Origin of the sequence: Neobacillus sp. KR4-4 (genome assembly GCF_042136325.1) — a bacterium.
Lineage (GTDB): Bacteria > Bacillota > Bacilli > Bacillales > Cytobacillaceae > Neobacillus.
The window spans coordinates 35,472-53,974 of record NZ_JBHHJU010000006.1; the positions used below are offsets into that span (position 1 = coordinate 35,472).

Consider the following 18,503-nt stretch of genomic DNA (forward strand, 5'->3'; position numbering starts at 1 on the left):
GAAATCCTCTTTAAATTGGTCGACAATTATCTACTTAGCAGGGCAGTGGCGAGAGAATTTCCTGAGAAATATGTCGGATATCGGAATTTTCATGGTTTTTCAACGAGGTTTGTCCGTAAGGTTGGGATTCATAAAAAAAACAGATGCACATGTACATCTGCTCTTATAATATCTGTTGTTTTATTTTATCAAGTAAAAAAGGTACGGAGTGGAAGGCGTAGAGTGTTTCTTTTACTTCTCCAGCCTCGACCAATAACAAGCAAGGAACACTTTCAATTTCATATTCCCTAGCAAGGTCTGGATAGAAGTTTAGGTTCATTTTACCCATATCTACCTTTACTAGTTCCTCGATGACCTGGAGCATTTTTGAAGCTACCTGACAGGTCCCGCACATTGGTGTATAGAAATACACTAATCCAGTTGCCTTCCCTTCAATAAAGGAAGATAATTCTATTCGATTCCATTCGTTCATTTATCGTTTAACCCATTTCTAAAAATTCAGTATGCACATCAATATTTGCACCTAATAGTACGGTGGCTAAGTGGTGAACTGGTGCGGTCGCTACCTCACGATACATTCGGTCGATATATAAATGTTCGGCTTGGGGTAACTCGCGTTTTAATTGCTTGCGAAGTTTCTCACCGGAGAAGTCAGCATCGACAAGAATATAGACATCCTTATCTTCAAGGAAATCAATCAATTCATCTAATTTTGTAATACTGATGGTCCCATTTGTACAAATGATTTCAACTGGTTCCTTCACGATTTTTTTTACCTTATTTTTATCCGACTTTCCTTCGACAATAAGAACTTTGTCAACATACGAATCATTCATCATCCATCACCTGTATTAGAAGTTGTTTTATGTTAACATATTCTAAAATATTGATTACGTGTGCCTTCTTCTGACTATGTTAACCATATCATTATTGTCTTTTGAAAAAATAGGCTTGTGACTATAGACCCAAGTTACTCAGCTAGCACCAGCCGCCCTCATCACAATCAGTATACTTAGCATCCGACCCTTCAGTTGTCGTCAGGTGTTGATAAATCTTCTGCTGTTCCACTTCAAAATGATGCTCTAATTCCACCTGCATGTGATCTGTCAATTTCATTTTTCCAATTGGCGTATTATCAAGAAACAATTCCATTTCTCCATTTTTCATTTTGCCAATAACCCGATCGGTTACGTCTATCCTTTGCTGCTTTAATGCCACGCTCCCACCCTCTTCAATATATTTATTATAGGTTTCCCAAAAATAGTAGAAGAAAAAGTGGGAATTTAAGAGAAAAAGCACCTTGACAAGGTGCCTTTTCCTATTTTTTAGTCTTCTTTGATCATTTCTTCATATTGTTCAGCAGTCATAAGCTTATCAAGTTCGCTGCTGTCAGATAGTTCAATCACAATCATCCATGCCTTTTCGTATGGTGATTCGTTAACAAATTCAGGGCTGTCGCTTAAATCTTCATTCACTTCCACGACTTTACCGCTGACAGGTGCATAAAGCTCAGATACAGTTTTTACAGACTCTACGCTACCAAATGGTTCGTCGGCAGTTACTTCATCGCCCACTTCTGGAAGCTCAACAAAAACGATATCTCCTAGTTCATGCTGTGCAAACGCAGTAATCCCGACACGAACTTTTTCTCCTTCAACCTTAACCCATTCATGTTCCTCTGAATAACGTAATTCTTTTGGTGTACTCATCGCTAAATCCCTCCATTGTTTTTTCTAAAAATCTATCATCGAAATAAATCGATTCCCATTGTGATGAAGAGCCGGCTTATCGCCACATTTTTTCAAACTCTTCTTCTTTAAAGCCTACGGTGACACGTTCGCCATCCGTTAAAATTGGGCGTTTGATTAACATGCCATCGGAAGCAAGTAATTCTAGCAGTTCTTCCTCTGTTGCAGACTTCATTTTATCCTTTATACCTAATTCACGGTATTTCATACCACTTGTATTAAAGAATTTCTTTAATTCCAGTCCACTTTTTTGATAAAGATCCTGCAACACCTCACGACTTGGAGGATGTTCCACAATATGTACTTCTTCATAGGAAAGATGATGGGCATCCAGCCATTTCTTCGCGTTTCGACAGGTGCCGCATTTCGGATACCAATAAAAAGTCAGTGACATTCATTTCACCGCCCTTTCCCGTAAAAATCTTAACGTCACTTGAATATTATCATAACGTTTTTCAAAATCCTAATGCAAAAAATATGTACTAATTTAAAAAATTCGACTAATTTTTCAAAATTCCTTCCTATTCTACTATAAAAATTTAGGCTCCCTTTCTAATCGAAAGGGAGCCTATTTTCATTAAACGATATAGCGCTCGGCTTCAATGATAACATCGGCTGCTTCACGTTTTTTCGCTATCACATTAATCGGGGTATGACGCGTAAATTTACGAAGCGACGATAACATCATCCGTAGTGTATCACCTTGTTCAACTGCAACTAATGTTTCTTTTGCAATCGCTTCAAGTTGATTGAAAGCTTCTTGGCAATAGATTTGTGTATACAGAAGCTTTTGCTTGTTCTTCTCTAATCCCGTTTTCGCAATTGCCTTCTCAGTTCGTAACACAACAGATTCCATGGCATACACGTTAGAAATAAGGTCAGCGATATTGGCTAACACTTCTTGCTCTTTTTCAAGTGCTTTGCCGAATTTTTGGGCCGCTAAACCGGCTGCTAATAGAGCGATTTTCTTTGCATTTCTCACTAGATATTTTTCTTGTGCAAGCGGCTCGTCACCAGGCTCTTCTGGCATTAGCATCATTAATTCCTCTTGCAGAGCCATCGCTTTTTGGAATAATGGCAGCTCACCCTTAAAGGCTTTTTTCAATAAGGTGCCTGGCACCAGCAAGCGGTTAATTTCATTGGTGCCTTCAAAAATACGCTGGATCCGTGCATCACGATAGGCTCTTTCAATTGGATATTCCTGCATGAAGCCATACCCACCATGTATTTGAACGCCTTCATCTGTTACATGGGCTAATACTTCACTGGCGAAGAATTTATTCAGTGAACATTCAATCGCATATTCGGCAATCGAATTCGCCACTAATTTAATGTCCTTTTCTTGCTCAGTTGTCAGCTTGCCTTGATTATCTTCGTACAGGCCAATCGTACGATAAACAGAGCTTTCGGCCGCATAAATTTCAGAGGCTAGCGTACCGAACTTTTCTTTTGTTAAATTGAATTGGGAAATCGGTGTTTTGAATTGCTGACGGCCATTTGCATACTTAACGGTGAGTTCGAATGCTTTTTTAGAGCCGCCAACACTTCCGACCGCTAGCTTATATCGGCCAATATTTAGGATATTAAAAGCAATGACGTGACCTTTACCAATTTCACCTAATAAGTTTTCAACAGGAACAGGCACATCTTCTAAAATAAGTGTTCGAGTAGAAGAACTCTTGATCCCCATCTTTTTCTCTTCTGCCCCAGTAGAAACACCTGGGAGATCTCTATCAACGATAAAAGCAGTAAATTGCTCGCCATCGATTTTGGCATACACGACGAATACATCGGCAAAGCCAGCATTGGTAATCCATTGTTTTTCCCCGTTTAGGATATAATGTGTACCTGCAGCATTTAATTTCGCTGTTGTTCTGGCGCCAAGGGCATCCGAACCTGAACCTGGTTCTGTTAGGGCATAAGCTGCAAGTTTTTCTCCTGATGCAAGTGCAGGTAAATATCTGCGTTTTTGGTCCTCGTTTCCGAATAACACGATTGGCAGCGAGCCAATTCCGACGTGTGCACCGTGTGAAAGGGAGAATCCGCCGCCTCCAGCCATTTTCTCGGTCAAAAGAGAAGAGGTAATCTTATCTAAGGCTAATCCGTCATATTCCTCAGGTACATCTACCGCTAAAAGGCCCAATTCGCCTGCTTTTTTAAGGAGCTTTACCGTACGATCAAACTCATGATTTTCTAAATGTTCCAACTGCGGCACCACTTCTTTTTCCACAAAGTCTTCTGCCGTTTTCGCAATCATTAAATGTTCGTCGGTAAAGTCCTCTGGTGTAAAAAGTCGGTCATATGAAATATCCTCTATTAAAAAGCTACCGCCTTTAATGACTTTTTCTGTTTGGTTTGTCATTGTTTATTCCTCCTAAACTTTTATTAGAAAGGAGCTGCCTAGCAGACTCTTTCTAAAAATTTATATGCTCGGGACAATTACAGTAATTCAAATACTCCAGCCGCACCCATTCCGCCGCCGATACACATTGTTACCACACCAAATTGTTGGTTGCGGCGTTTTAATTCGTGAATCAATGTGAGCGTTAATTTAGCACCTGTACATCCGAGTGGATGTCCTAAGGCAATCGCACCGCCATTGACGTTGACAATTTCTTCGTTCAGACCGAGTTCACGAATGACTTGCAGTGATTGTGACGCAAACGCTTCGTTCAGTTCGAATAAATTAATATCCGATAATTCAAGACCAGCTAGTTTGACAGCCTTTGGAATCGCGACAACCGGCCCAACACCCATAATTTCAGGCGGAACACCGCCAACGGCAAACGATCGGAATTTCGCCAACGGCTTAAGGCCCAGTGATTCAGCCTTTTCCCGATCCATCACCATCAAAGCGGCCGCCCCGTCACTAGTTTGTGAGGCATTCCCGGCTGTTACGGTGCCTGACACCGAGAAGGCTGGGCGGAGTGTACCTAAAGTTTCTAGGTTCGTATCAGGACGAACACCTTCATCCATTGAAAATTGAATTGTTTTTTCAATGAGTTTGTTGTCTTTGCCAACAGTCCGGATTGTCGCGTCCACTGGTACGATTTCATCGACGAATTTTCCTTCAGCAATTGCCTTCGCGGCTTTTTGATGGCTTCTTACGGCAAAGGCGTCTTGATCCTCACGTGAAATGCCATATTTCATGGCTACTTGCTCGGCTGTATGACCCATGCCCATATAATATTGAGGAGCTGACTCAGCTAGTTTAATATTAGGACGGACAACATGACCCATCATCGGGATCATACTCATCGATTCCGCGCCGCCAGCGATCGCTGTATCAGTGTGGCCAAGCATGATTCCTTGTGCGGCATAAGCAATCGCCTGTAATCCTGAAGAACAGAATCGATTGACGGTGATGGCAGGAACAGTATAGGGAAGTCCAGCTAAAGCTCCGATATTCCGAGCCATATTGTTGCCTTGCTCTGCCTCAGGCATAGCACAGCCTATGATTAAATCATCAATATTTCCTTCATAATTTCCCGCACGCTTTAATGTTTCCTTTACCACTAATGCCCCTAAATCATCGGGGCGAACTTGGGCAAGCGATCCTTTCTTTGCTTTTCCGACCGGGGTCCTTGCTCCGGCAACGATTACCGCTTCTCTCATGTAAGTTCCCTCGCTTTCTTTCAAACTAGAAAATTAGTATCTTAGGGTCTGAACCCTTATTCAAAACTGGCTATAATAAAGCCTTTGGCAGAAGGGCCAGACCCTTTGTTTTAATTTCTTAAAGGTTTACCTTTCACAAGCATATGCTGCATCCGCTGCTGCGATTTTGGCTCCGCAATGAGGCTTAAGAACGCTTGCCGTTCGAGATCCAATAAATATTGCTCATCTACTTCTGTACCAAACGGCACCCTGCCGCCAGCGATTACATAGGCAATTTTCTTAGCAATTTTCAGATCATGCTCTGAAATATACCCAGATAGGCGCATTGCTTCAGCACCAAGTAACAAGGTCGCATAACCTGTTTCACCGACAACCGGAACTTTACGGCGAACTTTTGCTTTATAGCCTTTTTCGTGTAGGGCAAGGACTGCCTGCTTTGCATCATAGATCAGATGGTCACTATTGAAACTGATTCCATCCGACTTACTTAAGAAATTATTTTCACGGGCTTCTTCCGCAGATGTAGAAACTTTTGCAGTGGCAATCGTTTCAAACACTTTATTGGCGATCGTTTGCAGGTCAAACGGAACCCCGTTTGGCAGGTTCTCTAAGTGCTTCATATATAGCTCTTTGTTTCCGCCACCGCCTGGAAGTAAACCAACGCCCGCTTCAACTAGACCCATATACGTTTCAGCTAAAGCTTGAATATGGGCTGCTGGCAAACAAACCTCTGCCCCGCCTCCGAGTGTCATACCAAATGGGGCTGCGACCACTGGCTTAGAACTGTACTTAACTTTCAGCAAGGCACTGTGGAGGTGACGGACAATCAGATCGAGTTCATAAATATTGTCATCCTGTACTTCCATGAGCATCATCGCCAAATTGGCACCCACACAGAAGTTCTTCCCTTGGTTCCCGATGACAAGACCCTTATAATTCTTTTCTACTTCTTCAACTGCGTAGTTAATCATTTGTACGATATCAAGACCAATCGCATTGTTAGGTGAATGGAATTCTAACAGCGCAACCCCATCACCGATATCAATCAAACTTGCTCCGCTATTCTTTTTAATGACACCCTTTTGCTTCTTGATCTTCTCAAGATCGAGGGCCTTCGAATTGAATTCCACTAATCGATATTGACCGTTATCATAGTAGAACTTTTCACCGTTTTCTTCTAAATAGAAAGATGAATGTCCTTTTTCCAGCATTTCTGTGACCCATGCTAGGATTTCAATGCCGGCTTCCTTCATTTTCGCAACTGACTTTTCAACGCCGATTGCATCCCATGTTTCAAACGGGCCTGTTTCCCAGCCAAAGCCCCATTTCATCGCTCGGTCGATGGAAACAATATCATCAGCAATCTCACCTAATAGCTGTGCGGAATATATAAGTGACTGTGCCAGCGTATTCCATAAGAATTGTCCGGCCTGGTCATTTGCGTATACAAGCGCTTTCATTTTATTGGCAGTGCCTTTTTCCTGCTTCGCCAATTCAACTGCAGGTGTGGACAGCTTTTTACGCGGTCCATATTCTAATGTATTTGGATCAAGCTCAAGTATTTCTTTGCCTTTTTTCAAAAAGAAGCCTTGACCTGATTTGCTTCCAAGCCAGCCTTTTTCCACCATCTCTTTCAAAAAGGCAGGGATTTCGAAAACTTCCTTTTCTTTGCCTTCGACTTTTTCATAAACGTTATTAGCGACATGATAGAAAGTATCTAAGCCTACTACATCAAGTGTCCGGAAGGTAGCACTTTTTGCGCGGCCAATCAATGGTCCGGTGATTGAATCGACTTCGCCGACACTAAGGCCCGCCTTCAACATTTCCTGAACAGTTACGAGAAGTCCGTAAGTTCCAATCCGGTTCGCAATAAAGTTTGGTGTATCCTTTGCAACCACCACACCTTTTCCTAAAACATCTTCACCAAAAGTTTTCATGAATGAAAGGACTTCTGGAGACGTATATTGAGTAGGAATCACTTCAAGCAATTTCAAATAGCGCGGCGGGTTAAAAAAGTGGGTACCAAGGAAATGCTTTTGGAAATCTTCGGAACGGCCCTCGACCATTGCTTCTACTGAAATTCCTGAGGTATTCGAGCTAATAATACTGCCTGGTTTCCGGTATTGATCAACTTTTTCAAATACCTGTTTCTTGACGTTAAGGTTTTCAACGACCACTTCAATGACCCAGTCAACGTCCTTCAGTTTAAATAGATCATCTTCAAGATTGCCCGCTTCAATTAAGGCTATATTCTTTTTCACTGCCAGTGGGGCAGGCTTTTGTTTCAATAATTTTTGGATGGAAGTTGCACTTATTCGATTACGCACTTGTTTATCTTGCAGGGTCAGTCCTTTTGCTTCTTCTGCTTTGGTAAGTTCACGTGGCACAATATCTAATAATAGTGTTGGGATGCCGATATTCGCGAGATGAGCAGCAATTCCCGACCCCATCACACCAGATCCTATGACAGCTGCTTTTTTCATTACATGGTTCAACATTGTCTCCCCCTTCAAATCTTGAATGAATACTCATTCATTTTTTAGTCAAAAAAAATTCACATTTGAATGAGTCTTGTTACTATTTACTATAGAATATTTCGAAAATTTGTGCAATCATTAAAAGCGGAAATTTGGATTTTTTTTGAAAAAAATTTTTTAAATATTTTCAACTAAAAGGGCAACCTATTTCTGAGGTGATAACGATGGCAAAAATGAAAAAAGACCCTTCCAAAGCTGGAGTAAGTGCGGCAAGTGTGAAGGGCAATGGCGGGCCAGGCAATGAAGAGGCTCATCTTGATAAAAAAAACAGCCAGAATAATCAATATAAGCGCTAAGGAAAGCAGGCTGATTGTTTCAGCCTGTTTCTCTTTTTGCATAAATGTGTCCGTTTGAGAGACCATATAGGCGTAAAGATTATATGAATTAGGAGGGTTATTATGCAGCAACAAAATATGAATATGCCCAATATGAATATGCAAAATCAACAAGCAACCATGCAACAGCCTCCCGGAGTCGTGTCAACAAAGGATGCTCTTTATTTAACCGATATGATGTCTTGGAACTTATTGTCCGCGAAGAAAGCTCACTTTTTTGCCGGTCAGTGTCAGGACCCTGAAATTAAAGCGGAAGCAGAAAAAGTAGCCCAAATGCACCAGCGCCACTATCAACAGATTCTAGGCCACTTAGGCCAGCATGCCAGCCAGCAGCAACCATTAAATAATATGCAATAAAGAAAAGCGGAAGCGACCGTTTAGCGGCGTATGGCCTGGAGCTAGACCATTTATAAGGAGGTAAGTTTATAATGAACCAACAACAGAAGATTCAAAACCCTGAAACTCAAGTACCAAAGACCCCGCAAATGAATGACCGTGATTTTATTAATGATTTACTAGCAACAGAAAAATATATGACTACTTCGTACAGCATGGCCCTGCATGAAGCAAGCCACGAAGGCTTGTATCAGGACATTATGAAAATTTTCTCTGAAACACAAAACTGTCAGCGTGAACTTTATAATCTCATGTTTAAAAAAGGCTGGTACGCGATCGAAGCAGCGGACCAGCAAAAACTTCAGCAATCCTATCAGCAATTTCAAGGATATACGAACCAGCTTCCAACTGGCGGTACCCTTCAATAATAGCAAAAACCGGAGGCATCAAATGCTTCCGGTTTTTGTATGTATTTATTTTTGAGAAGAGGAGCGATGCTGTTCATTCATGACTTTAATTTCATTGATGATCTGCTTCATTTCTTCTTTCGCATCCGGGTAAAGGCCATTCCAATGCTTAGCCAAAGCTGGCATCGACTTGGCGATATGGGTGTACAACGCCCACATCTTCACCTTCTCCTTTGTTTCCTCCGTGGATTCCCCCACCATTAGTTCACTATACTTTTCAAGCAAAGCTTCGAACTGCTTCACAAATGTTTTCTCCATCATGACACCTTCTGTCCTTAAGCATTTGGGTACATGGGCAAGTTTTGCAGCGCTTACCTGCTGGCAGTTGGTAGGTTAAACAACAGGTCTTTCTTACTCTTACCTCTGTATCCCATTCTTCCAAATACGTCTTTTCAGAAAAGTACTTTGGGAGTGGATTTAGGTTATATCTACCAAACAATTTCCCTTCCGCTTCAGAAATTAAGTAACGGAAATCCTCAGCAGCCTGATGATCATCTTTTAGCTCGGTTTCATAGAGCCAAAATAAGTAGACTGCAATATTTTCCCACAGGATTAACTTTGATATTCCGACGGTTTTTTCCAATTGAGAGATAAGTCGATAAATATTATTCGCAAACAAATCTCTCAAAACTCTTGAACGCCATTCCGTGCGGTTGTTTCCATCCCAGTCCTGTAGGTCCGCATCCTTTAATGAAATCCCCGGCAGCCAATCTTTCCCCTGTACAGCTGCTTCCATTTTTATATTATCCAACGATACATTGAGCTTTTTATTTAAAGCCGTCATTGAATATAAGGTCATCACGGCCAAAAAGGCATAGCGCTTGATAAAAATGGAAGCAGCTATTTTTTCAGAAGGGGCTCCAATCGCAACGGATAAATTTTCCAAAAAATCTTTGAGGTACGTTTCATCTAAGAGATCAGCCACATTGAAAGTGTCCTCTAAGCCGGATTTGAATCTGTATTTTTCTAATTGATTCACCGTGAATAATTTATCCATTCATCGCTACCGCCTTATCGAGGATACATCTGCCCTTTCCATAGGGAATGCAGAGCGGAGTCCCAAATAATGGATCCACCGTTACTTCACAGTCCATGCCAAACACATTTTTAACAAGGCTGCGGTTAATGACGTATTCTGGTTTCCCTTGGTCATATACCTTTTGATTTTTAATAGCAACCACGTTATGTGCATAACGGCAAGCTAGATTAAGATCATGAAGAACCATAACAACCGTCCGTTTTTTCGTTTCATTTAGTTCAAACAGCAAATCGAGGATTTCGATTTGGTGGGTCATATCTAGGTATGTTGTTGGTTCGTCAAGGAGGATAATATCCGTATCTTGAGCCAGCGTCATCGCAATCCAAGCACGCTGTCTTTGCCCGCCTGAAAGTGAATCAACGGTTCTTTCTTTTAAGTCCTCTAATCGGGTCGCCTTAAGGGCATCATTAACTTTTTTCTCATCTTCTTCAGACCACTGTTTTAACCACGTTTGGTGCGGATAGCGCCCTTGTTTAACAAGCTGAAGGACCGTTAACCCTTCCGGTGCTGAGGGCGACTGAGGTAGAATCGCCATTTTTTTAGCAATGTCCTTTGTGGATAGCTTGGCAATCGCTTTCCCTTCAAGCAAAACAGAACCAGATTTGGGCTTCAAAAGACGAGCGATTGAACGAAGCAGCGTTGATTTTCCGCAGCCATTTCCGCCAATAAACACGGTGATTTCACCCTTAGGAATCTTCAAATCTAATTCTTTAATAATGAGTGTATCCCCATAGGAAAGTGATAAATTCTTCGTTTCAATCGCATTCATCATCTGACAGCTCCTTTTATGAATTTCTTGTTTTAAATAGCAGGTAAATAAAGTACGGTGCTCCGATACCAGCAGTGAACACGCCCGCTGGCACTTCTAAAGGTGAAAACAGGGTTCTGCCAATTAAATCGGCGACCATGACAAGAATGCCGCCAATTAATGCACTCGCAGGAAGCAATGCTCCAAACGAGGAACCAACTAATCTTCTCGCCATATGCGGGGCCATTAAGCCAACAAACCCAATCCCGCCTGCAAAGGCAACCGAACCACCAATTAAGGCGGTACTTATCATTAATAAGAGAAATCGTTGTTTTTGCACCTTGCCGCCTAAACCCGTTGCCACCTCATCACCGAGCTCTTGGATATTAATGGTTCGGGCTAATGCCAAGGCAATAATCACAAAGATTACCGTCCATGGGACAAGAATCGCAACATTTTTCCAATTGGATCCGTACACGGTTCCAGTAATCCAAATATTCGCTTGACTCGCTTGATAAATCGGGCCCATGACCATTGTTAAGGTGGTGATTGCCTGCGTTAATGCGGAAATCCCAATCCCAATCAACACGAGCCTGATTTGTGACACCCCATTTTTCCAAGCAAGGAAATAAACTAAAAAACCTACCACTGTTGCCCCGATAAAAGCAGCTAAGGGCAGCCAAGCAATACTGACGGTTAAGGAATGATTTTTATCACTAAACATTGCTAAAAAACTGACCACGGCTGCTGCTGCTCCACCGGTAATCCCTAATACATCTGGAGAAGCAAGTGGATTGCGAATCATCCCTTGTAGGATGCCGCCTGCAACCGCTAAAGAGATTCCGACCATTAAAGCAACAATAATTCTAGGGAGGCGAAAGGATGTAATAATGAGCTTTTCCATCTCAGGACCGCCGCCGAATAATACACTTACAACAGTAAGCGGGTTAATTTTCATTTCACCGCTTCCCGTGCTTACTACAAAAACAAGGAAAGCAATGATGAGAAGAATGCTGAAAGTTACGGTTGCTTTTCGATCCATTAAAAAGGACAGTTTTCCATTTAGGATGCGAAAATTTTTATATTTACTCATCGTCCATTGAACCCCCTTCTTGCGATGTAAATAAAGAATGGAGTCCCGATGATAGCTGTCATAACACCAACAGGCACCTCAGACGGCATGAACATGTATCTGGCGGCAATATCAGCAGCGATTAAGAGGATCGCCCCTATCACACCTGAAAATGGGATGACCCAACGATGATTGATTCCTACAATCGATCGGGTAATGTGGGGAACCACAATTCCAACAAAACCAATTGGACCAGCGACAGCGACAGATCCGCCTGCTAATAAAATCACAATCACGCCAATCGCGATTTTGAGAAGTCCGGTGTTTAAACCAAGCCCCTTGGCCACATCTTCCCCCATGGACAAGATATTCATTTTTCCAGCAATTAACACGGCACCAATCCAGCCTATTCCAATATAAGGTAAAACAGAAACAAGTGTCTCTAATTTTCTCCCCTGGACAGAGCCAGCCAGCCAAAATAATACCTGATCAAGCATGACTTCATCTAACACTAGTAATCCTTGTGTAAATGAGGCAAACATTGCTGACATCGCAGCCCCTGCTAAAGTAAGTTTCATTGGTGTTAGACCTTCACGGCCAGCTGAACCAATTGTATAAACACATATGGCTGCAAAGGCAGCTCCGATAAAAGCAAGAACACTAAAAGCTTGTAAACTATTGACGGAAAACACTGTCATCGCAACGACAACCGCAAACCCTCCGCCTGCATTGATCCCAAATATTCCAGGGGATGCCAGTGGATTCTTGGTTAAAGTTTGCATAAGGACACCGGCAATGGCCAGGCTAGCCCCGATCGCGGAAGCGATTAACGCTCTCGGCAGCCTTACGGTTTGAATAATGATATGTTCATTGGATCCGTTATTATTGGTAAAAGCATCAACTGCTGTTTGCCAACTGGTATCGGTGTACCCAAAAACGATACTGGCACACATGGCTGCCACCATCACTACGACGGCAATCAGCAATCCAATCCATTTTGATGCAGTACTTTTTAAGAGCATCTCTGGTAACCTTTCTACCTTATTATTTATTTTAAGTCTATCTCCAATTGATAATGATTGTCAATGACTTTGAAAATCATTTTCATTTAAATAATCCATGTGTTCACAAAATTTTGAAAATCATTTTCAATTAAAGCGTTGACATATTGGTACTTCTCATTTTATGATTAAGTTGCCATTGAAAATGATTATCATTAACAATTAGCTAAGGGGGATACATAAACAATGAAGGCAATCAAGACCATACTTACTCTTTTCTCTGTCATGACCCTACTCTTATTAGCGGCGTGCGGCAGCAATGAGGAAAAAACGAGTGACGAAACGAAAACTACTGCAGAAAAATCATATACAGTAGAGCATGCAATGGGATCGACTACCATAAAAGGTACTCCGAAAAAAGTCGTTATTCTTACCAATGAAGGAACAGAAGCGCTGCTTGCTTTAGGTGTAAAGCCTGTTGGTGCTGTTCAGTCTTGGCTTGGAGATCCATGGTACGATCATATTAAAAACGAAATGGACGGCGTTGAAGTTGTTGGGGTTGAAAGTGAAGTGAACGTAGAGAAGGTTGCTTCATTGAAACCTGATTTAATTATCGGTAACAAGCTGCGTCATGAAAAGATCTATGACCAGTTGAGCGCTATTGCACCGACCGTTTTTTCCGAAACACTCAGAGGCGATTGGCAAGATAACTTTAAATTATACGCAAAAGCTTTGAACCTTGAAGAAAAGGGTAACCAAGTTTTAAGTGATTTTGATAAACACATTGCGGATTTAAAAGGTAAGCTCGGTGATCGAGTGAATCAACAAGTTTCAGTTGTGCGCTTTATGGCTGGAAAATCCCGTATTTACTACACAGATTCTTTTTCAGGTGTGATTTTTGATAAATTAGGCTTTAAACGTGCTGCCCAGCAGGAAGCACTATTTACTCCAGATAATAAGCTAGGTTTACTGGCTGTAGAGGTTGGCAAAGAAGTTATTCCTAAGATGGATGGAGACCTTCTCTTCTACTTCACTTATGCGCCACAAGGAGACCAAGCAGCTTTAGATACGGCAAAAGAATGGACAAATGATCCACTATGGAAAAATTTAAATGCAGTGAAGAGCGGTCATGTGTATGAAGTCAGCGATGCAACATGGAACACTGCCGGCGGCGTTCTAGCAGCCAATATTATGCTCGATGACCTTGAGAAAATCTTAGTTAAGTAATTTTTATAAAAAACCTCCCTGTTTTTTATAGTAGAAAAGAGCGCGGCTTGCCATGGCCTCGCTCTTTTTGTTTTTTAGATTTGGGTTGCAGGGGGGATTTCGCCGAATTTATTGGTTATTTCGCCGAACTGGGTGGGGATTTCGCCGATCTTCTAGTTTATTTCGCAGAACTGGACTGGAATCTCGCCAACTCTCCAATTTATTTCGCCAAACCTGATTTGGAACCATTCAAATTCTGTTCAAGATCACTATCTAGGTGGGATTTCGCTGACTTTCTGTTTTTTACACCGAACTGAATTGGGATTTCGCCGATGTTCTGGTTTATTTCGCAGAACTGGACTGGAATCTCGCCAACTCTCTGACTTATTTCGCCAAACGAGACCACAATTTCGTCGAAACCCCGATTTATTCCGCCAACCACCACTTTCAAGAACAAAAAAAGAGCAGCAATACGCCGCTCTTTTCCCAAACTTCTATGCAGAGGTTGAAAACATGTATTTCTTATAATGATAACGGATGGAAAAGATTAAGCCGAGCCCGAACATGTTCCCCATCAACGCACTACCACCATAGCTGATAAACGGTAACGGGATACCTGTAATCGGCAGCACGCCAATCGTCATCCCAATATTCTGGAAGACGTGGAAGGTAATCATGCTGATGACTCCGACACAAATATACGTATAAAAATTATTCTTTGTTTCCATTCCGACCTTGGTTATATGATAAACCAATAAGAAAAACAAACTGATCAAAACACTTGCACCAATAAACCCATATTCCTCGCCGACGACACTGAAAATAAAGTCGGTTTGGCTTTCTGGTAAATAGACTTCGCGGTTTCCAAAGCCTTTACCACCCGTCTGCCCTGAGCCAATTGCTAACAGGGATTTGGTCAATTGATAGGCGTCCGATCCTTGGTAGCTATAGGGATCAAGCCAGGAGTAAATCCTTCGAAGCTGGTATTCTCCTACCCCAAGGTATTTTTCAAGTAAATCCGGTTTCCATAGAACAAAATAAAAAATCGTCCCGACAAGTGCAATCCCGGCTGAAAATAGTGGAGCAAGCAGCTTCCACGAAATCCCTGAAATAAAGATCATTCCGAGCATGATTGCTAGAAACACAAGCGCTGTCCCTAAGTCCTGCTTGATAATAAGTCCTAATGGGACCATGGTGACAATCCCTATCTTCACTAGCAGCCAGAAATCAGTTTGCATCGTTTTCATCTGGTTCTTTTGGTGATGATCCTCAATTACGCGTGCAAGACCCAGAATAATGAAGATTTTTACAAACTCGGATGGCTGGATCGTTCCCACTCCAGGTATTTTAAACCAGTTTTTCGCCCCATTGATGACAGGGGCAATACTCTCCGGCGCTACAATTAAAAATCCAAGCATCAAAAGGCCAAATCCATAAGCATACCAGGTTAACTTTCGTAATTGATCGGAATCAAGGGTCATCACACCGGTGATAATCCCACTGCCCACCGCATACCAAAAGATCTGCTTGATTAAGAAATTCTCCTTGTACTGCCCGCTCGCCTGGGCACTATAAATCGCTAAACAACTGGCAAGAAAAAGTAATATTAAGATAAAAACAAGATTATAATCCAGTTTTGAAGTTTTATTCGTGTTTGAAGTCATATAGGTTCCACCTTACTAAGAAATACTACATTCCTTCATTATATTTTTAATAACACCAAATCACAACTTCTAAACTATGAATGGATTAAATTACATAAGAAAGTCCTATTCTTTAAAATAAATCCGCTGCAGCTCCCTTGCCATCCATTCAAGATTACTTGGCACCTGAGGAATTCCATAGCCAATATAAAGCGGGGTGGTCACAAAGCGCGATACCACCTTGGCATAGATTTTATTTTCGATATGATGAAAAAACAGGTTATAGCTCGTGGCTTTAAATGGAAAGTTGTTCAGGATATAATGAACCGACGTTTGCAGGTAATCAGAAAACCTCTCCTGGTAGCCGGAATCATCCATTTCAATATTAAATTCGTAAAAGCCCACACGCGGTTTAGTTGACAAGGTAAAACGGACCCCTTCCTCCTCGGCGATGACAATCCCTTCAAACATGTCATGGGTTACCTTTTCTTTATAATCAATTTCATCGAGTCCGATAATTTGCATATGAGGATGGGAGAGCGTTCCTCCTGACAATGGTCCATGATTTTTGAAAAAAATCACCGATTGATAGCGGCCGGTTGCCTCCATTTCTAACCAATGTTTGATTCCAAACCTCATCAATTTATGTAAATGCTCTTTTGAGTAGGTGGATAATTCACCATGACAATCATCTGTTTCAATTAATACCGTTTGAAAGGTATGTTCTAATACGGGATATTTATTTTTCAAAAGAATAATCGGTTCGTCTACAGCGATGAAGTTGGTCAGTTGATCTCTTTCGCAAAATGGACAGGCCTGGTCTTTGTTTCGAATATTCTCAGGTTTTTGAACACCAATCGACGTATTAAAATGTAGATGTGAATTTTCCAAATGCGTTTCTCCTCTCGAACGAGTATACTTCTATTTTATGGGAGAACGCCTTCTAATTGCACTTATTTTGATTAATCCACCAATATTTTCATTGACCTAATTGGTAATTAAATCCTAAAATAGAGGAGAATTTCATGAAATAGGTAATGTAAGCATATCTATAAACGGTACAGGCTTATCATTTCTTTAGATTGTGAGGGTATTTATGTTAACAAAATTAGAAGCATTCATTCTTGGAATCATTCAAGGGTTAACGGAATTCTTACCGATTAGCAGTACTGGACATCTTTATTTAGGAAGAAATTTATTCGGACTTCAGGAAGCTGGGCTCATGCTTGATACCATGCTTCATGTCGGAACATTGCTGGCTGTATTTGTTTTTTATAAGGCGGAATTTATTAAAATCATTAAAAATCCGTTTAGCAAGTTAACCTTTTTATTGATTGTTGGGACAATCCCAGCGGTAATCTTTGGACTTGCGTTTAAAGATTACATCGACGAAATTTCGAAAACCGGGGTGACGATTGGCTGGGAGTTTTTAATTACAGGTATTTTCTTGTGGCTGGCTGATTCCGTGAAAAATGGATATAAAAAAATGGATGATATTAGTTATAAGGATGCCCTTATCATCGGTACTTTTCAGGCCGTCGCAATTATGCCAGCGATCTCTCGCTCAGGGATGACAATCGTTGCGGCACTTTGGCGAAAATTAGACCGTGAAACGGCTGCGTATTTTTCCTTCTTATTATCCACTCCTGCGATTGTAGGGGCGATTGTCTTGCAAACGAAGGATTTACTTGAGGGTCAAGGGGAAGAAATATCCCTATCGGCATTGCTCGTTGGGATTGCCGCCTCTGCCGTGTTTGGATATGTTGCGGTTAAGTGGATGATTGGCTATCTAAAGAATCACTCTTTAAAACCATTTGCCATTTATGTTTGGGCATTAGGGGTCCTTGTACTATTTTTCCAATTTACAGGTAAATTTTAAAAAAAGCGGCTCGATCCACTCGAGTCGCTCTATTTTTACAATGAAACAGGCAATTTCGCCATTTCTCTTGCTGCAACTGCTGCTTGTTCTTTTGCTTTTGCCATAATTTCAGGAATTTGTTTTGGAAAATGATCCATTCCTTCTGCAAATATGGTTTCCATTAAATCGAAACCTAGGAATTCAAGGGCTTTGCTCAAATAACGATCGCCCATTTCAAAATCGGCCATTTTTCCTATCGAATAAATTCCTCCACGCGTTTGAATGTGAATCGCCTTTCTTCCAGTAAGGAGACCTTCCGCCCCATGTTCCGAGTAAGTAAAAGTTTTCCCGGCAATAAATAAACAATCCATGAAGGATTTCAAAATGGCTGGTGCTCCAAGGTTCCAGATTGGGGTGACGAACACATAGTAATCTGCATCGATAAACCGGTCAGCAAGGGCATGCATTTTATCAAGTTTGGTCCGCTCCTCCTCGGAAAGCTGCTCTTTTGTATAGCCCATAAAGGATAATTTGGCACGTGCGTATAATAAATCCATGTCAATCTCAGGGATATCCATGCTATATAAGTGCATATGTTCAATTTCCACATCTGGCTGTTCCTTTTTAAATTCCTCTAAAAAGACTTCCCCAATTTGCATCCCTTTTGAAAGTTTTATATCATTCTTTGGATTTGCGGTAATATATAGAAGTTTTGACATATAGATCCCCTTTCCTTACTCACAATATTTTCTTCTGTTTCTATAGTACAATAAACTTCTTTGCTCACGAATGAACAATCCGTGAAATTTATGAACTTAATGTGAAAACTTCATTCTTAGGTGTTTCTACAAAAATTGAGAATTCCACAAAAATCCCCTGCACACGGAGGAGGCCTAAT

The 18,503-nt window shown here is 41.3% G+C and carries 21 protein-coding genes; 5 read left to right on the plus strand and 16 right to left on the minus strand.

What is annotated here, in order from left to right; translation table 11 throughout:
• Window positions 1–163 precede the first annotated feature (163 nt).
• The 8 genes from ACE198_RS08280 to ACE198_RS08315 form a co-directional block, all read right to left on the minus strand.
• Window positions 164–472: a thioredoxin family protein gene (locus tag ACE198_RS08280; RefSeq protein ID WP_251457985.1), complete on the minus strand. Its 309-nt coding sequence runs from the start codon at window positions 470–472 to the stop codon at window positions 164–166.
• Window positions 473–479: 7 nt separating this feature from the next.
• A complete protein-coding gene (locus tag ACE198_RS08285) occupies window positions 480–836 on the minus strand; it encodes a toprim domain-containing protein (RefSeq protein ID WP_026567857.1) in 357 nt (118 codons plus the stop codon).
• Window positions 837–978: 142 nt separating this feature from the next.
• Window positions 979–1,218 carry a YusG family protein gene (locus ACE198_RS08290; protein WP_098572369.1) on the minus strand — a complete coding sequence of 80 codons (240 nt, stop codon included), beginning with the start codon at window positions 1,216–1,218 and terminating at the stop codon, window positions 979–981.
• Between the two features lie 107 nt (window positions 1,219–1,325).
• Window positions 1,326–1,709 carry a glycine cleavage system protein GcvH gene (gene gcvH, locus ACE198_RS08295; RefSeq protein ID WP_026567855.1) on the minus strand — a complete coding sequence of 128 codons (384 nt, stop codon included), beginning with the start codon at window positions 1,707–1,709 and terminating at the stop codon, window positions 1,326–1,328.
• A gap of 76 nt (window positions 1,710–1,785) precedes the next feature.
• Window positions 1,786–2,142 carry an arsenate reductase family protein gene (locus ACE198_RS08300; protein ID WP_098572368.1) on the minus strand — a complete coding sequence of 119 codons (357 nt, stop codon included), beginning with the start codon at window positions 2,140–2,142 and terminating at the stop codon, window positions 1,786–1,788.
• A gap of 183 nt (window positions 2,143–2,325) precedes the next feature.
• Window positions 2,326–4,110, minus strand: a complete 1,785-nt coding sequence (locus ACE198_RS08305) for an acyl-CoA dehydrogenase family protein (RefSeq protein ID WP_098572367.1) — start codon at window positions 4,108–4,110, stop codon at window positions 2,326–2,328.
• Between the two features lie 77 nt (window positions 4,111–4,187).
• Window positions 4,188–5,363 carry an acetyl-CoA C-acetyltransferase gene (locus ACE198_RS08310; RefSeq protein WP_375375199.1) on the minus strand — a complete coding sequence of 392 codons (1,176 nt, stop codon included), beginning with the start codon at window positions 5,361–5,363 and terminating at the stop codon, window positions 4,188–4,190.
• A 110-nt stretch (window positions 5,364–5,473) separates the two neighbouring features.
• Entirely contained in the window at window positions 5,474–7,846 is a 2,373-nt protein-coding gene (locus ACE198_RS08315; protein WP_375375299.1) for a 3-hydroxyacyl-CoA dehydrogenase/enoyl-CoA hydratase family protein, read from the minus strand.
• Between the two features lie 218 nt (window positions 7,847–8,064).
• On the opposite strand from ACE198_RS08315, the gene ACE198_RS08320 reads away from it, so the two are divergent.
• The 3 genes from ACE198_RS08320 (at window position 8,065) to ACE198_RS08330 (ending at window position 8,999) form a co-directional block, all read left to right on the plus strand.
• Window positions 8,065–8,196, plus strand: a complete 132-nt coding sequence (locus ACE198_RS08320; RefSeq protein WP_098572409.1) for a YuzL family protein — start codon at window positions 8,065–8,067, stop codon at window positions 8,194–8,196.
• 102 nt (window positions 8,197–8,298) lie between these two features.
• Complete coding sequence (locus ACE198_RS08325) at window positions 8,299–8,592, plus strand: hypothetical protein (RefSeq protein WP_026567850.1); 294 nt, start codon at window positions 8,299–8,301, stop codon at window positions 8,590–8,592.
• Between the two features lie 71 nt (window positions 8,593–8,663).
• Window positions 8,664–8,999 carry a spore coat protein gene (locus ACE198_RS08330; protein WP_098572364.1) on the plus strand — a complete coding sequence of 112 codons (336 nt, stop codon included), beginning with the start codon at window positions 8,664–8,666 and terminating at the stop codon, window positions 8,997–8,999.
• A gap of 45 nt (window positions 9,000–9,044) precedes the next feature.
• Here ACE198_RS08330 and ACE198_RS08335 read toward each other — a convergent pair whose 3' ends face one another.
• From ACE198_RS08335 to ACE198_RS08355, 5 genes are read right to left on the minus strand one after another with little or no spacing between them, the layout of a single operon-like run.
• Window positions 9,045–9,296: a DUF2573 family protein gene (locus tag ACE198_RS08335; RefSeq protein WP_026567848.1), complete on the minus strand. Its 252-nt coding sequence runs from the start codon at window positions 9,294–9,296 to the stop codon at window positions 9,045–9,047.
• Entirely contained in the window at window positions 9,256–10,035 is a 780-nt protein-coding gene (locus tag ACE198_RS08340) for an IucA/IucC family C-terminal-domain containing protein (protein ID WP_375375200.1), read from the minus strand. The genes ACE198_RS08335 and ACE198_RS08340 overlap by 41 nt, the downstream gene beginning before the upstream one ends.
• Window positions 10,028–10,846, minus strand: a complete 819-nt coding sequence (locus tag ACE198_RS08345) for an ABC transporter ATP-binding protein (protein ID WP_375375300.1) — start codon at window positions 10,844–10,846, stop codon at window positions 10,028–10,030. The genes ACE198_RS08340 and ACE198_RS08345 overlap by 8 nt, the downstream gene beginning before the upstream one ends.
• A 16-nt stretch (window positions 10,847–10,862) precedes the next feature.
• A complete protein-coding gene (locus tag ACE198_RS08350; protein ID WP_375375201.1) occupies window positions 10,863–11,918 on the minus strand; it encodes a FecCD family ABC transporter permease in 1,056 nt (351 codons plus the stop codon).
• Window positions 11,915–12,919: a FecCD family ABC transporter permease gene (locus tag ACE198_RS08355; RefSeq protein ID WP_375375202.1), complete on the minus strand. Its 1,005-nt coding sequence runs from the start codon at window positions 12,917–12,919 to the stop codon at window positions 11,915–11,917. Before ACE198_RS08355 ends, ACE198_RS08350 begins: the two co-directional genes overlap by 4 nt.
• A gap of 225 nt (window positions 12,920–13,144) precedes the next feature.
• Between ACE198_RS08355 and ACE198_RS08360 the strand changes: the two genes are divergently transcribed.
• Window positions 13,145–14,125 carry an ABC transporter substrate-binding protein gene (locus ACE198_RS08360; RefSeq protein WP_375375203.1) on the plus strand — a complete coding sequence of 327 codons (981 nt, stop codon included), beginning with the start codon at window positions 13,145–13,147 and terminating at the stop codon, window positions 14,123–14,125.
• Window positions 14,126–14,598: 473 nt separating this feature from the next.
• On the opposite strand, the gene ACE198_RS08365 is transcribed toward ACE198_RS08360, so the two are convergent.
• Both ACE198_RS08365 and ACE198_RS08370 read right to left on the minus strand, forming a co-directional pair.
• On the minus strand, window positions 14,599–15,768 hold the full coding sequence (locus ACE198_RS08365) for an FtsW/RodA/SpoVE family cell cycle protein (RefSeq protein WP_375375204.1): 1,170 nt from the start codon (window positions 15,766–15,768) through the stop codon (window positions 14,599–14,601).
• 105 nt (window positions 15,769–15,873) lie between these two features.
• A complete protein-coding gene (locus ACE198_RS08370; RefSeq protein WP_375375205.1) occupies window positions 15,874–16,638 on the minus strand; it encodes a DUF4931 domain-containing protein in 765 nt (254 codons plus the stop codon).
• Between the two features lie 205 nt (window positions 16,639–16,843).
• On the opposite strand from ACE198_RS08370, the gene ACE198_RS08375 reads away from it, so the two are divergent.
• A complete protein-coding gene (locus tag ACE198_RS08375) occupies window positions 16,844–17,626 on the plus strand; it encodes an undecaprenyl-diphosphate phosphatase (RefSeq protein ID WP_098572354.1) in 783 nt (260 codons plus the stop codon).
• A gap of 35 nt (window positions 17,627–17,661) precedes the next feature.
• On the opposite strand, the gene ACE198_RS08380 is transcribed toward ACE198_RS08375, so the two are convergent.
• Window positions 17,662–18,324, minus strand: coding sequence for an FMN-dependent NADH-azoreductase (locus ACE198_RS08380; RefSeq protein WP_375375206.1), 663 nt, complete (start codon window positions 18,322–18,324; stop codon window positions 17,662–17,664).
• Between the last annotated feature and the right edge of the window lie 179 nt (window positions 18,325–18,503).

Bases quoted from the DNA above. Each gene is read 5' to 3' on its own strand.
- ACE198_RS08280 (WP_251457985.1), bottom strand. From the start codon at position 472: ATGAACGAATGGAATCGAATAGAATTATCTTCCTTTATTGAAGGGAAG.
- ACE198_RS08285 (WP_026567857.1), bottom strand. From the start codon at position 836: ATGAATGATTCGTATGTTGACAAAGTTCTTATTGTCGAAGGAAAGTCG.
- gcvH (WP_026567855.1), bottom strand. From the start codon at position 1,709: ATGAGTACACCAAAAGAATTACGTTATTCAGAGGAACATGAATGGGTT.
- ACE198_RS08300 (WP_098572368.1), bottom strand. From the start codon at position 2,142: ATGTCACTGACTTTTTATTGGTATCCGAAATGCGGCACCTGTCGAAAC.
- ACE198_RS08305 (WP_098572367.1), bottom strand. From the start codon at position 4,110: ATGACAAACCAAACAGAAAAAGTCATTAAAGGCGGTAGCTTTTTAATA.
- ACE198_RS08310 (WP_375375199.1), bottom strand. From the start codon at position 5,363: ATGAGAGAAGCGGTAATCGTTGCCGGAGCAAGGACCCCGGTCGGAAAA.
- ACE198_RS08315 (WP_375375299.1), bottom strand. From the start codon at position 7,846: ATGAAAAAAGCAGCTGTCATAGGATCTGGTGTGATGGGGTCGGGAATT.
- ACE198_RS08320 (WP_098572409.1), top strand. From the start codon at position 8,065: ATGGCAAAAATGAAAAAAGACCCTTCCAAAGCTGGAGTAAGTGCGGCA.
- ACE198_RS08325 (WP_026567850.1), top strand. From the start codon at position 8,299: ATGCAGCAACAAAATATGAATATGCCCAATATGAATATGCAAAATCAA.
- ACE198_RS08330 (WP_098572364.1), top strand. From the start codon at position 8,664: ATGAACCAACAACAGAAGATTCAAAACCCTGAAACTCAAGTACCAAAG.
- ACE198_RS08335 (WP_026567848.1), bottom strand. From the start codon at position 9,296: ATGGAGAAAACATTTGTGAAGCAGTTCGAAGCTTTGCTTGAAAAGTAT.
- ACE198_RS08340 (WP_375375200.1), bottom strand. From the start codon at position 10,035: ATGGATAAATTATTCACGGTGAATCAATTAGAAAAATACAGATTCAAA.
- ACE198_RS08345 (WP_375375300.1), bottom strand. From the start codon at position 10,846: ATGAATGCGATTGAAACGAAGAATTTATCACTTTCCTATGGGGATACA.
- ACE198_RS08350 (WP_375375201.1), bottom strand. From the start codon at position 11,918: ATGAGTAAATATAAAAATTTTCGCATCCTAAATGGAAAACTGTCCTTT.
- ACE198_RS08355 (WP_375375202.1), bottom strand. From the start codon at position 12,919: ATGCTCTTAAAAAGTACTGCATCAAAATGGATTGGATTGCTGATTGCC.
- ACE198_RS08360 (WP_375375203.1), top strand. From the start codon at position 13,145: ATGAAGGCAATCAAGACCATACTTACTCTTTTCTCTGTCATGACCCTA.
- ACE198_RS08365 (WP_375375204.1), bottom strand. From the start codon at position 15,768: ATGACTTCAAACACGAATAAAACTTCAAAACTGGATTATAATCTTGTT.
- ACE198_RS08375 (WP_098572354.1), top strand. From the start codon at position 16,844: ATGTTAACAAAATTAGAAGCATTCATTCTTGGAATCATTCAAGGGTTA.
- ACE198_RS08380 (WP_375375206.1), bottom strand. From the start codon at position 18,324: ATGTCAAAACTTCTATATATTACCGCAAATCCAAAGAATGATATAAAA.